General features: G+C 61.1%; 9 protein-coding genes. 5 read left to right on the plus strand and 4 right to left on the minus strand.

Going from position 1 to position 13,192, the window contains the following annotated elements:
• Positions 1–129: 129 nt before the first annotated feature.
• Both KTQ37_RS16165 and KTQ37_RS16170 read right to left on the minus strand, forming a co-directional pair.
• Entirely contained in the window at positions 130–1,062 is a 933-nt protein-coding gene (locus tag KTQ37_RS16165; RefSeq protein WP_218631547.1) for an IS5 family transposase, read from the minus strand.
• Between the two features lie 166 nt (positions 1,063–1,228).
• Positions 1,229–1,555 carry a hypothetical protein gene (locus KTQ37_RS16170; RefSeq protein WP_218631548.1) on the minus strand — a complete coding sequence of 109 codons (327 nt, stop codon included), beginning with the start codon at positions 1,553–1,555 and terminating at the stop codon, positions 1,229–1,231.
• A 343-nt stretch (positions 1,556–1,898) separates the two neighbouring features.
• Between KTQ37_RS16170 and KTQ37_RS16175 the strand changes: the two genes are divergently transcribed.
• The 5 genes from KTQ37_RS16175 to istB all read left to right on the plus strand — a co-directional run bounded on the left by KTQ37_RS16175 (position 1,899) and on the right by istB (position 11,200).
• Positions 1,899–2,882 carry a helix-turn-helix transcriptional regulator gene (locus tag KTQ37_RS16175; RefSeq protein ID WP_218631549.1) on the plus strand — a complete coding sequence of 328 codons (984 nt, stop codon included), beginning with the start codon at positions 1,899–1,901 and terminating at the stop codon, positions 2,880–2,882.
• 77 nt (positions 2,883–2,959) lie between these two features.
• Positions 2,960–5,509, plus strand: a complete 2,550-nt coding sequence (locus KTQ37_RS16180; protein ID WP_218631550.1) for a PD-(D/E)XK nuclease family protein — start codon at positions 2,960–2,962, stop codon at positions 5,507–5,509.
• A 2-nt stretch (positions 5,510–5,511) separates the two neighbouring features.
• On the plus strand, positions 5,512–8,712 hold the full coding sequence (locus KTQ37_RS16185; RefSeq protein ID WP_218631551.1) for a UvrD-helicase domain-containing protein: 3,201 nt from the start codon (positions 5,512–5,514) through the stop codon (positions 8,710–8,712).
• Between the two features lie 230 nt (positions 8,713–8,942).
• Positions 8,943–10,439, plus strand: coding sequence for an IS21 family transposase (gene istA, locus KTQ37_RS16190; protein WP_459565444.1), 1,497 nt, complete (start codon positions 8,943–8,945; stop codon positions 10,437–10,439).
• Positions 10,436–11,200, plus strand: coding sequence for an IS21-like element helper ATPase IstB (gene istB / locus KTQ37_RS16195; protein ID WP_218631553.1), 765 nt, complete (start codon positions 10,436–10,438; stop codon positions 11,198–11,200). The genes istA and istB overlap by 4 nt, the downstream gene beginning before the upstream one ends.
• Positions 11,201–11,387: 187 nt before the next feature.
• On the opposite strand, the gene KTQ37_RS16200 is transcribed toward istB, so the two are convergent.
• On the minus strand, positions 11,388–12,893 hold the full coding sequence (locus KTQ37_RS16200; protein WP_218631554.1) for a peptidoglycan-binding domain-containing protein: 1,506 nt from the start codon (positions 12,891–12,893) through the stop codon (positions 11,388–11,390).
• 179 nt (positions 12,894–13,072) lie between these two features.
• Positions 13,073–13,192 (minus strand): integrase core domain-containing protein (locus KTQ37_RS16205; protein ID WP_218631555.1); only part of this gene is annotated, 120 nt, incomplete at its 5' end.

Below are 13,192 nucleotides of genomic sequence, written 5' to 3' on the forward strand. Positions count from 1 at the left end.
CCAGGCCTTCGACATTCCCCTTGTCGTTGCCCTTTCCCGGGCGGCCGTAACGATCCCGGATCAGATAATGCGACAGGGCGTTGTTGCGCAACTCAGGCCTGAGGCATGATTGCCCCTTGCCCTTCATCCTCAGGCAACGCGGACGATCTCGGCCGTTCCAAGGGCCGAGAAGCGGTTCATCAATGCGATACGGATTTGGATTTCTGCGGTCTGGCGGTCGGGGTCTCTGGCGGCGATGCGCTCACCGAAGGCCTTGAGACACCGCATCTTCGCCTCGATCCGGCTTCGGACATGGTATCCGGTCCAGCGCTTCCAGAAGGCTCTGCCGTAGTGCCGGGTGGCGCGCAGGGTTTCGTTTCGGGCGGAGGCTGCGGGACAGTCCTCTTTCCACGCGCGCCCGTTCTTGCGGATCGGGATGATCGGAGTGGCCTTTCGGTCGATGATGGCGGTGTGGCAGCGGCGGGTGTCATAAGCCCCATCAGCGGTCACGGTGCAGATCTCTTCGCCCTCGGGGATCTGATCGAGCAGCTCCGGCAAGACAGGACTGTCGCCATCGCTGCTGGGGGTAAACTCGACGGCCCGGATGTCAGATGTAGCCGTGTCCATCGCCAGATGCACCTTGCGCCATTGGCGGCGGCCCTGGACACCGTGCTTTCTGGCCTGCCATTCGCCATCACCGAGAAACTTGATCCCGGTGCTATCCACCAGCAGGTTCAAGGGGCCATCGGCACGGCGATACGGGATCTGGACGGCCAGTGTCTTTTGCCGTCGGCACAGCGTCGTGTAATCAGGCACCGCCCAGTCCAGACCAGCCATCTTCAGCAAACTGGCCACCATCCCGGTCGTTTGCCGGAGCGGCAGCTTGAACAAAACCTTGATGGTCAGGCAGAATTGGATCGCTGCATCCGAGAACACCGCAGGACGACCGGGTCTGCCGTCAGGCGGCGCGAGCCAGGTCATGCCCTTGTCCAACCAAATCAATAGCGAACCGCGCTTGCGAAGCGAGGCGGTGTAGCTGGACCAGTTCGTCGTGCGGTAGCGGGCGGGTATAGGCTTGCTCATGCGCACGGTCTAACCGCCGGGACTCACAATGTGAATCGTCCATGGTCAGAGTTGTGCAACAACGCCTATGGCATGGAGGATTCCAATACCGCCCGTCCCCGACATGTTTGGCCAAGTTTCAATGAGGGGCGATTGCGATCGTCGCTTGAAAGTCTGAGGCAGCGCCTCACGCCCCGAAGCTCTCGGGATCCGCAATGCGCCAATTTTCCGGGAATGCGTCTTCTGCGACGAGAGATCGCGCGATCAGAGTGGCAGATGGCGACTTGTCCCTCGTTGTCAGATTTATGCCTGTCAGACGCTTGGGATGCTCGTCGAATGACATGAATTTCAGATCACCAGACAAGAACGCCTGAACAAGTGCCGTCAGCACCGCTGAGGCCATTCCAACCTCAGGCATGAGGTGACGATCATTGTCGATCTTGACCGTAACGCGCACAGCCTCATCTCTCGGATCGAACGCCCGCAGTGAACGGAGTTCCGGTATTTCAAGCATGTCTTGCTCCATTCTCGCTCGAAGCGCGCTACGGGTAGATTAGTCTTGCCGTCACGGCTCTGGCTAGCCCCGGGATGCGCCACAATCGGACGTATTGGCGGGGAATAGAACCTAATCCGGTGATCACACCTGTCCTCCAAGACCATGACAGAGAAATAACGACGATACGTCGCTCGTTCACGAAGCAACTGGTGCCGCGGCGCCGAGGGAGAATGCGCTTGCAACGCTTGTCGCGCCCTCTGCGAGATGAACTTCAAGATCGAGGTATCGCGTCGCAGAGGCATTGCGCATTGACCTAAGGGACGCCCCTGAGCAATCTACGAAGGCTTGGACGGGGGACATGATGGCAAGATACGGTCGGCAGGCGGACCTATTGCGGTTGGCCCTCATGATGCAGGGATCTGCCGAAGGCGTGTCATTGGCGGAAATCCAGGCCGAGTTCGGCGTTGCACGGCGCACTGCCGAGCGCATGCGCGACGCGATCCTGAACATCTATCCTCAATTGGAGGAGCTTGTCGAAGATCGCGGGCAGAAGCGATGGCGCTTTCCTCCGGGGTCACTCGGGCGCATGGAAGAGGTCACGCTTGAAGAACTTGGCGCGGCACACCGAGCACTTGCTCTGGTGCGCCGCGAAGGGGATTTCTCGACGGAGCCCGTCCTTGAACGTCTGATCGCCAAGATCCAGGCCCAATTCGGCGGACCTCGCCGCTCTCGCATCGCCCCGGATCTGGAGATCCAGCTCATGGCGGACGGGGTCGCGTTTCGTCCGGGGCCACGTGAACGGATATCCCCAGAGGTTCTCAAATCCTTGCGCGCAGCTATCTTGGCCGGAAGGATGATCAAGGCCGATCATCGCTCGCGCGAAACCGGGAAGCTATCGCGCGGCGCCCTCCTCGGACCAATCGCCTTACTCTTTGGAGATGGCCGTCAGTATCTTCTCGCCTGGAGTGACTTTAGAGGCGAGCTTCGGCTCTTTGCCTTATCCGGCTTCGAGAGGATCACTCTCGAGAGCCAGCTCTATGAGCGCCCAGAAGGTTTCGAGCTGCAGGATTGGCTGGCTGGGTCATTCGGCGTCTGGCGCGAAGCGCCGTTCGATGTCGCGTGGCGTTTTCTTCCCGAGGTTGCCGACGAAGCCGCAACCTATCAGTTTCATCCTAGGCAAGAGACTGAACGACTGGACGATGGTTCTCTCGTCGTACGGTTCCGAGCCGGGGGAAGGAAGGAGATGGATTGGTATCTTTATCGCTGGGGAGACCATGTTGAAGTCCTTCAGCCCCGGCTCGACGGCGACCGAGCCCTGCCCCACACGACCGAATCTGGCGTGTAGGCAGTTGAACGCTCTCGAAAACTCCGTATCCTCCCGCTCTGCGCCGTGTCGCGATTTTTCATTTTGCAGGCCATTCCATGTTTTTTCCCTTTCTTGTCGCTGATCCCCATTCGGGCCTGCAATATCGTCTGAACGACATGCGCCTCGCCGAGCTGACATTGGCCCCCCGAGAGGTGGCCTGGGCAATCAGTCGTGCAATCAATGCGACATCGGATCCGGTTTGGGCCGCCAGCCTGGAACATGCGCCAACCGAGACAGTCGCGGCGGTGACATCGGCTCTTGAAGATCTGGTGCTCGCCACATCAGATCTTCGAGCACCCGCATCAATCGATCTCCTGCCTGTCGGTAGAGCACGGCGTCATCTTGAAGCCCTGTTGCGGCTTTGGTTGCAACTGGGGGAAGCTCTGCCCGAAGGGCTCGCGACGGTCCGTCATGCCCTGACGCTCCCTAATGGCTGTTTTCTCGCTCCGCTCCCGGTGGTTGAGGGGAGCCTCGATCCGCTTGCGCCGGCCGCCATGCGTGCACTTCACGATAGGCTTTTCAAGGAGTTTGGATCTGTTCTAGGCCCGGCTCCTGCCCGAATGGCACGCGAGGGCAGCAGGCTTCATGCCCTACAAGGAGGCGTCGCTGCTCCCGACATGGCCAACGGGCCGACGGATGACAGTCTCGTCTTTTTTGGTCTGCGAGACGCGGCGGCGTGCGCAGATTTTGCTGCGGCACGCGCCAGGGCGTTGATCGAGGCAGGGATTTCGGCACGAGAGATTGCCGTAATGGCGGCCGGAGATCCGCGTCATCTGGCGCGGGCCTTCCGCGGACAAGGCGTGCCGCTATCCGGCTTGCCCGAGACTTTGCCTGAGCGAGATATTCTGGGCGAGACCGCGTTGCATCTTCTGCTGGCCAAGCGTCCGCCCACTCCAGTAATGGCCCTCGCGGCTTTGGCCATTTCACCATTGATGCCCTGGGACACGCAAAGCGGCCGCGATCTGGCTGAGGCGTTGATGCGTGGGGACTTCAGAGGCCGTGCGCTGAACGCGAACCCCGAGCACATGACGCTTTGGGAAGACATCCGCTCACCTGCGTCGAGTCTTGCGCAATTGCGTTTTCTTCTGGAGCGCATTTGTGAGCGGTTGGAACAGGGCAAAGCGCTGCAGGCGCGCATCCCCGTTCTCCTGGGGGAAGGCAGCCCAGACTGGGAGGCGATCCTGCGCGGCGTCCAGATCGCGCAACCGAGCGTGAGCGATCCTGTGCGCAACCTCGAAGGTGTCAGCCTCTGGTCGGCACATGAAAGCCCCTGGCGGTCTTGCCGGCATTTGATCGTGACGGATTTCACGGATGGGGTTTATCCAACCCGCCCGCGCGCCAATCCGCTCTTTCTCGACAGTGAGATCGCAACGATCCGAGCCTCTGCCGGCATCGCGCTCAGCGGTCGTGCCGAGGGCTTGGCGCAAGGGCTTTCCCTCTTCGATCAACAGCTTCAGGCAGCATCCGAAACCGTGACCTTCCTGGTTCCCTGGCGGGATCTCGCGGGCGCTCGGCTTCAGCCTTCTGCCGGATTGTCGCTCGTGGCGAGGGCTATCGTGGATATCGAAGATGCGGGAGACCTCATTTTGGACATCTCGCGCCTGGCGCCTGCCGATTGGCCCGTTTCACATCACCATCTGCCGGCTTTGCCGGGGCAATACGACGTGCCGGACGCACTGACCTTTCCTGAGCGCGATCTGCTGGCGCTGCGTCGCAATGATGACGGTACGACAAAACCGCAATCGCCCTCTCGCTTGGAAACCCTTCTGGTCAGCCCGCTGGCCTGGCTTCTGGAGGAATTGGAGGCCAGTGACATATCCTGGTCGCCCGAGGAGCTCGACGTGATGGCCAAGGGCAACATCGCCCACGATGTATTCGAACATGTCTTCCCACCGGGCGAGACCATACCCGACCCCGAGACGCTGAACCTCGCCGTCGCAGAGGCCTATGACAAAGCGCTCACCCGCCACGCCGGTTTCCTGCGTAGCCCTTCTTGGGAAATGGAACGCAAGGGGCTTGAGCGCGAGATTGTGCGAGCAGCCCTGAGATGGCGGGAACATCTGCTTGCGCTCGGCGCCCGGATTATCGGCAATGAACTCTGGTTGGCCGGGGAAGCACATGGCATCAACCTTCATGGCAAGGCAGATGCGATCCTGGAACTCCCAGGCGAGACGCTCCTTGTCGTCGATCACAAGAAAAGTGGCACCGCCGGGCGACGCAAGCGCATGGAAGCGGGTTGGGATCTACAGGCGGGTCTCTACCGCGACATGATCGCCCGCCCTCTGCGGCGTGAAGGCGACGGGATGGAGCCGCTGATCGGCCGCAAGGTGGGCATTGCCTATCACCTGATGAACGATGGAGGGCTTCTTTCCTCCGGGCTTCCCTTGGCCGAGGGATCGCCCGCCCGCGACATGGGCGATGCGGTGAACACCAACGCGATCGCCAAACTCGCCGAACGGCTGGCCGAGCTCGGAGCGGGGCTTGTGGTGATGAATACCACGGCGGACCTTGCGTTCTTTCAGAAGGAAGCGGGCTTCAAACCCTATGCGCTGACGGATGGCTCGCCCCTTGTCACAGCCTTCATTCGTCAGGTCGAGGAGGATTGACCATGGATAATGGACTGGTCATTGTTCCTGCGGGTGCGGGCGCAGGAAAGACCCATCGCATCAAGTCGCAGCTTTCCGACTGGGTCAAACGTGGCATCGTGAGGCCCGAGCGCATTCTTGCCGTGACCTTCACCGAGGCGGCTGCAGGCGAGTTGCGCGAACGGATTCGGGCGGGACTTCTTGCGGATGGGCTCGTCGCAGAGGCCATGGCGGTCGAGCGCGCCTATGTCTCGACCATCCACGGCCTTGGGCTCAGGCTTCTGACCGAGCACGCGCTCGCGGCGGGAGCCTCGCCGCAACCGCGGCATCTGGGCGATGCAGAGCGTGATCTTCTGATCCGGCAGGCGCTGGCACATGCTAAGGCACTCGATCCGATCAAGGCAGAGCCAGAGCGGTTCGGTTATGAGGCGAACTGGCAAAAAGGCGAAACGGTCGAGGACAGTCTGCGCAGTCGCGTTCTGGCGATGATCGACCTGCTGCGTGGGCTTGGTGACAAGGGAAGAGATCCCGGGCTCGTTTCCCCGGCGCTGGCGCGCCTCGATGAAGTTTATGGCCAGCTCCTGGACGATCCCGCCGCCGATCGCGACAGACTGCTCTCGACGGTGCTCGCGATGCTCGGCGCTTTCCCGGAAGGTGGAATGGCCGGTGTCACCGCGAAAGGTCCGCGAGAAACACTGGAGAAGAACTTCGCCTTTTTCCAGCGCGTACAGCGGGATCCAGCGCTTCTGGATCGGGATTGGGGGCTCTGGCAAAGCCTGCGTAGCCTCTTCATCTCGAACAGTCGCACGAAAACCCCCGAGGGTTATGACGAACTTGCCGTAGCAATCATGGAGGCCGCAAATGTCTTGCCCGTACATCCCGGTCCGCTCGCGGATGCCAAACTGCACCTTCAGTGCCTGATTGCCTGCGCACAGGAGGTGATGGATGCCTACGAGACGCGCAAGAAATCCCTCGGCCTGATCGACTTTGCAGACATGATTTCCGGGGCGGAACGCCTACTGCGCACGGATCCGACTGTCCGGCAAGCCGTGCTGGACGAGATAGATTGTGTCATCATCGACGAGTTCCAGGACACCAACCCCGTGCAATTCGCGCTCCTCTGGCAGTTGGGCGCGCAAGCACCACGCACACTTCTGGTCGGCGATGTGAAGCAGTCGATCATGGGGTTCCAGGGAGCAGACCCACGCCTTTCGCAGGCCTTGACGGCAGCGAACCCCACGGCAACTCAGCCTCTGGATCGCAACTGGCGCTCGTCACCGGCAGTCATGGAATTCGTCAATGCCATGGGCGAGGGATTGTTCGGAACGGAATACAACCCGTTGACCCCGACCCGCGAAGCGGTTCCCGGTCCTGCGCTTGAGCTTCTGAACGCGGCAAAGGGTCGCGCGGTCAGAACCGCCTCTAAGCCTCCAGAGCATATTGCCGAGCGCATCACCCGTATCCTGACCGACGGAGAGGCCATCACTGACCGGCATACGAAGACCGTGCGGTCTGCGCGACCTTCAGATATCGCGCTGCTGGTTTGCCGACACACGACCGCTGCGCGCTATGCCGCGGAACTGCGCGCCCGTGGCGTGCCTGTCCGCATTGCCGAGGATGGCTGGGCAGATAGTCCGGTTGTCCAGGCCGCCCGCGCGGCCCTGAGTTATGCCGCGAACCCTGCAGATATTCACTCCGGACTTCTTCTCCGGACCCTCGGCCCCGATCCCCTGCCCTTGCATGAGGCGCTGATCGCCCAGATCGACGCTCGACTGTCGGATGATCCAGTTCTGATGCAGTTGGGCGAACTGTCCAACAGGCTTTCGGGACTGCCAGTTAGCGCTGCATTGGACCTCGTTCTTGACGCCGCCGGTCTGCGCCTTTGGGCCGCGCGCCAGCCCGACGCAGCTCAGGCGCGCGCCGATCTTCTCCGTCTCGAAGCCGAGGCGGAAGCATTTGAAACCGCGCATCGAGATCTCAAGGCAGCCTCCGGTTTTCACGGCGAAACTGCCAAAGTCTTTCTCGGCTGGCTTGATACGCGCGCTGGGGAACGCGACTTCGACCGCCGGCCCGATCCTTCGGCCAACAGCGCCGATGCCGTGGAAATCGTCACGTGGCACGCCTCCAAAGGGCGCGAATGGCCGATCACCGTGGTCGCGGAATTCGATGCCGGAATTGAAGAACGGGCGGGCACCACATCGACCCGCTTCGAGGCCTTGGAGCAGATCGACGACATGGCGGCCGTGTTGGCGTCAGCTGCCCTCATCCATACGCCCGGATTTGCCGCCCCCGAGGCCACGCGGCGCTTCATAGAGGATCGGCGCCCCGATTTCGAGGCGAACGCCAAGAACCTGCTCTACGTCGCCTTGACCCGTGCGCGAGACCGGCTCGTACTGGAATGGCCGGCTTTCCTGAAAGAGCGCGATGAGGAGACGCCCGAGGCGAAGACCCTGTTTCATGTTTTCGAGGACGCCTGTGCACCGCAGGTTGGCGGCGGCAGGCTGCGTCTTGGCAGTGTCGATTGCCCATCCGTGATCCGCGACCTGCCGGATCAGGCAGGGTTTACCGAGTATGCAGTAAAGGCTGGTGCGCAAAGAGCTCTATTCGGCGCGTCCACTCCCCTAGCCCTCGTGCCGCTGACGCCCTGGCGCCTGCAGCCCTCGCAGGCTGTTACTGCCTCCCTTGCGCCCGAAAGCCGAGGTGTCATTCTTGGAGTACCTTGGACCACGACCATAAACGACGCCGCCCGAGGTACTGCGCTGCATCTCGCTTTGCACACCGGCCTGAAGCGACCAGATCTGGTATCCTGCCTGCCTGCCGCAACAGGACTGGATGACGTCACACTGGCGGGCGTCCTAGAGCGCGCCGAAGCGCTCAAAGCCTGGTTAACGACGCAGGGCTACACTGAACTGCACTGCGAAATTCCAGTACTCGGGCACACCCCGGAGGGCGCAGAGATCCTAGGCACGATCGATCTGCTGGCGATCGGCAGTGACGGCTCCTTGTTAATCGATCACAAATCCGGCGGCAGCGGAGTGGGGTTGGGTCCTTACTGGCCTCAGCTTTCGGCATATGCCGCGCTCATCCCGCAATTGCTTCCAAATTGCCCGCTGCGTGGTGCTGCGGTGTTCTGGGTCGATCACGGGCGGCTCGAACTCGTGGAACTCAGCGGGACCAGCGGGGCGGAGTTGGTTAATGCAGCGGGGGTCGTCGCATGCCGCTGACCAAATCTTATGTCGACGACATGCCCTCACCAGCTCCCGCATTACGGTATAGTCGCTCAGCATCTTCGCGATCGCCGATCCGACTGGCAGCCTGGCCAGTTCACCTGCCGCTCGTGCCTGGTGAGAACGGCGGCGCAATACTCGGCCACGGTAGCGGCGGGATGATCCGGCTGCGGGCGGCGTAAAAGTCGGCCACTTTTGCCCTTTCTGGCGACAGGGAGGGCGGGGGGATTTTCACCGTGGACATGTATCGCAAGGTGCGCCTGACCTGTGCGGAAGGGATGAGCCAGCGTGAGGCGGCACGGCGTTTTGGGATTTCACGCGACAGCGTGAAGAAGATGTTGAGCTTCTCGGTGCCGCCCGGGTATCGCCGCACGTCACCGATGAAGCGCCCGAAGCTGGACGGGTTCACCGAGATCATCGATGCTTGGATTGATGCCGACCGCAGCATCCATCGCAAGCAGCGCCACACGGCCAAACGGGTCTTCGAGCGGCTGCGGGATGAGCATGGCTTCACCGGCGGTTACACGATCGTGAAGGATTACATGCGCGAGCACGAGCGGCGAGGCCGCGAGATGTTCGTGCCGCTGACCCATCCACCGGGGCATGCTCAGGCCGACTTCGGCGAGGCGTTGGTCATCATCGATGGGGTCGAGCGGAAGGCACATTTCTTCGCTTTCGACCTGCCGCACAGCGATGCCTGCTACATCCGGGCCTATCCGGCGGCGACCTCCGAGGCCTGGGTCGACGGGCATGCTCATGCCTTCGGCTTCTTCGGTCGGGTGCCGGTATCGGTGCTCTACGACAACGACAAATGCCTGGTGGCGCAGATCCTGCCGGACGGCACCCGAAAGAGAGCCAGGCTGTTCAGCGGGTTCCTGTCGCACTACCTGATCCGTGACCGCTATGGCCGCCCCGGCAAGGGCAATGACAAGGGCGGCGTCGAGGGGCTGGTCGGCTATGTCCGGCGCAACTTCATGGTGCCGGTGCCGCGGTTCCCGTCTTGGGTCGCGCTCAATGCCTGGCTGGAAGAACGGTGCCGCAAGCGCCAGGATGATGTCCTGCGGGGCCACACCGAGACGATCCGGGGCCGTCTTGCCCGGGACTTGGACGCGATGGTGGAGCTGCCGCCGGCACCCTTCGACGCCTGCGATCAGGCGGCCGGTCGCGTCAACTCGCAGGCGCTGGTGCGCTACAAGACCAACGACTATTCCGTGCCAGTCGCCTACGGCCACCGCGAGGTCTGGCTGCGTGGCTATGTCGACGAGGTAGCGATCGGCTGCGGCGGCGATCTCATCGCCCGCCATCCGCGCAGCTATGAGCGTGAGGATGTGATCTTCGACCCGGTCCACTACCTCCCGCTGATCGAACAGAAGATCAATGCGTTCGATCAGGCCGCGCCGCTGGCGGAGTGGAATCTTCCGCCCGAGTTCGAGACCCTGCGACGGCTGATGGAAGCGCGCATGCTCAAGGCCGGCCGCCGGGAGTTCGTTCAGGTTCTGCGCCTGCTGGAAGCCTTCGCACTCGACGATCTGCATGCCGCAGTGAATACGGCGCTGCGGATGGGGGCCATCGGCTTCGATGCCGTCAAGCACCTGGTCCTGTGCCAGGTGGAGCGGCGCCCGCCCAAGCTCGACCTTGATGTCTATCCCTACCTGCCGCGGGCCGATGTCGCGAAGACCTCGGCGGCCAGCTACATGAGCCTGGTCTCGGGAGAGGTCCGATGACTGACACCCCCGAGATCCTGCTCGCCCATCACCTGAAGACGCTGAAGCTGCCGACCTTCCTCAGGGAATACCAAAAGCTCGCGCGCCAGTGCGCGGCGGAGGGGCAGGATCATGTCCGCTTCCTGGCCCGGCTGGTGGAGCTCGAACTGATCGACCGCGAACGGCGGATGGTCGAGCGGCGCATCAAGGCGGCGAAGTTCCCGACCACCAAGAGTCTCGACAGCTTCGACTTCGCCGCCATCCCCAAACTCAACAAGATGCTGGTGCTGGAGCTCGCCCGAGGGGAATGGATCGAGCGGCGCGAGAATGTCATCGCCCTCGGACCATCAGGGACCGGCAAGACCCATGTCGCCCTCGGTCTCGGGCTGGCGGCCTGCCAGAAGGGTCTGGCCGTCGGCTTCACCACCGCCGCCGCCCTGGTGCATGAACTCATGGAAGCCCGCGACGAGCGCCGCCTCCTGCGCCTGCAGAAGCAGATGGCAGGATACAAGCTGTTGATCATCGACGAACTCGGCTTCGTGCCGCTGAGCAAGACCGGCGCTGAGCTGCTGTTCGAGCTGATCTCGCGCCGCTACGAACGCGGAGCTACACTGATCACCAGCAATCTACCCTTCGACGAATGGACTGAGACATTCGGCTCAGAGCGGCTTACGGGCGCACTGCTCGACCGCCTGACCCATCATGTCCACATCCTTGAGATGAACGGCGACAGCTACCGCCTCGCACAGAGCCGCGCTCGAAAAGCCGCCGACAACACCTGATCACCTACCGCCAGTTTGGCCCGATGGGCCAAAGCGCCCCGGCAGCCGCCAGCTATCTGGAGAGCGCTGCTGCCGGGCCGCTTGTCGCCCAAACACTGGCCTGGCTTTACGCCGCCACGTGGCAGGTTTTTACGCCGCCGTTGACACGTCGAATGTCATTTTTGAATGCCTTTAGAACCGTGAGGGTTCAGTAGTCGGTCAAGAAACGAAAACCATTTTCTTTGTTAAAATAGTCACTACGCGGCCAACTCCTGAAATAAAATACTCCGTCACCGCACCCGTAGACGCGCGAGGGATGGGCGAACCCAAAATCCTTGTTGTTTCGGTCTGCACTCCAAATTTTCTCCGCCGATCGCTGTTGCCCTTCGACGACCACCACCCGGTATAGGTTGAAAGCGTTGTAGTCGTTGGTTGTGAAGAAATACGCATTCACCGCTTCGCCGTCGTCGCGTGTGGTCATGCTCAAGATCTCTTGGTCTTCGCCTGGAAATTGAATTTGGATGCTTCGGCCAGAGATTGTGTTGTCGAGCAGAATGAGGTGCGGAACACGCCCCCAGCCGCCAAGCACAAGGTCCGCAAAACCGTCACCGTTGAAGTCGCGCGCATCTACGAACCAGCGCTTTTGCTGATTGGGCAAGAGCCTTTGGTTCTCAACAAACCCGCCTGCTCCGTCATTCTCGAAAACGGTCACGAAACCCCTTCGCGCGGTGCTGTCGCTTCCGTGGATTCTGCCCGCGACCACAATGTCCAAGTCTCCGTCTCGATCCACGTCAACGACCACTGAGCGATGGTTCGATTGCTTTGGCGCGTCGATGGTCAAAATGGCGTATCTGCCGCTATCCGCGTCGAACAGGGCGACCCGCACAGACCCGCCTTTCAGTTCATCCACATCGTGTTCACCGTAGTCGACAATTACAAGGTCATCGTCGCCATCTCCGTCCAGATCAACCTCATGCACTCCAGCAAGGTTGACCTGCTGAACCTCAAGCCCGACGTCCCGTCCGTGCCCGTAAAGATTATCAGGTGACACGTTGGGCGCTGCAAACATAGTTGGTAGCGTTTCATTTGGCGGTTCGCCAAGCTCATCCACGCCCGCAACAAGGAAGTATCCGGTCTCTTCGTTCAATGTTACGAAGTGCGTTTCACCAAGGAAATATTGCTCGTCACTGGACAAAATGCCGTCCCTGTCGAGGCGACGAATATCGCCCCTGTAGCTGAACAGAAGGGTGGCATAGGCGTCATTCCCCGCATCCTTCGCCGCACAGAAATTGTCTTCGAGGATCTTTGTTGAAACGGCTCCAAAGCCCGCAGTGCCTTGGGATGCGTCAACAAGTAACTTCAATTCGTTCTGATCGAGCTGACCGTCCCACGCAATTTGCGAGCGCTCCAAGAACGCGATCAACGCCCGTTCTGTTGCGCCACCCCACACCCCATCGACTACACCAGCATTGTAGCCCAGCAGGTTCAGGTATGTTTGGGCAAGCGCCACATCATTCTTTGTCTGTGCACTTGCTGGGCTGACCAATCCGATTGCCGTGAACACGAGCTTCAAAGCTGTTTTGTGCATAACGACCCCAACAAACCATTCCGCTTCACACAAGCAAGGTGTGCCCTGTATTCGGTTCTTTGAAAAACTCAGCTTTTCGATCCGAGTGCCTGAAAAATATGATCTTTTGCCTTCAACCTCAACCATGACTTCTCGAATTAAAAGCCGCACATGGTGACCTGCCACTGATCTTTCATCCAGCCGCGACCGGAGCCCGCTTGGTGTTGCTCTGATCCCCAACGTTGGACCGCCCTAAGGCAGAGTTTTCCGGCTTCTGCACTGCTCCCCAACCCTAGACCGCCGGAAGCTGGATTTTCCCGGCTGTTTTACGATGGCGGGCTGGCTGCGCCATCGGGATAATGCATGGCAATCGGGACCTTGTTCCCGATCGCGCCGTGTGGCCGTTCTTCGTTGTAGTATCTACGCCAAGCCTCCAGCTTTTCCGC

It is taken from the genome of Sedimentimonas flavescens (assembly GCF_019264375.1).
GTDB lineage: Bacteria > Pseudomonadota > Alphaproteobacteria > Rhodobacterales > Rhodobacteraceae > Rhodobacter > Rhodobacter flavescens.

Bases quoted from the DNA above. Each gene is read 5' to 3' on its own strand.
- KTQ37_RS16165 (WP_218631547.1), bottom strand. From the start codon at position 1,062: ATGAGCAAGCCTATACCCGCCCGCTACCGCACGACGAACTGGTCCAGC.
- KTQ37_RS16170 (WP_218631548.1), bottom strand. From the start codon at position 1,555: ATGCTTGAAATACCGGAACTCCGTTCACTGCGGGCGTTCGATCCGAGA.
- KTQ37_RS16175 (WP_218631549.1), top strand. From the start codon at position 1,899: ATGGCAAGATACGGTCGGCAGGCGGACCTATTGCGGTTGGCCCTCATG.
- KTQ37_RS16180 (WP_218631550.1), top strand. From the start codon at position 2,960: ATGTTTTTTCCCTTTCTTGTCGCTGATCCCCATTCGGGCCTGCAATAT.
- KTQ37_RS16185 (WP_218631551.1), top strand. From the start codon at position 5,512: ATGGATAATGGACTGGTCATTGTTCCTGCGGGTGCGGGCGCAGGAAAG.
- istB (WP_218631553.1), top strand. From the start codon at position 10,436: ATGACTGACACCCCCGAGATCCTGCTCGCCCATCACCTGAAGACGCTG.
- KTQ37_RS16200 (WP_218631554.1), bottom strand. From the start codon at position 12,893: ATGGTTGAGGTTGAAGGCAAAAGATCATATTTTTCAGGCACTCGGATC.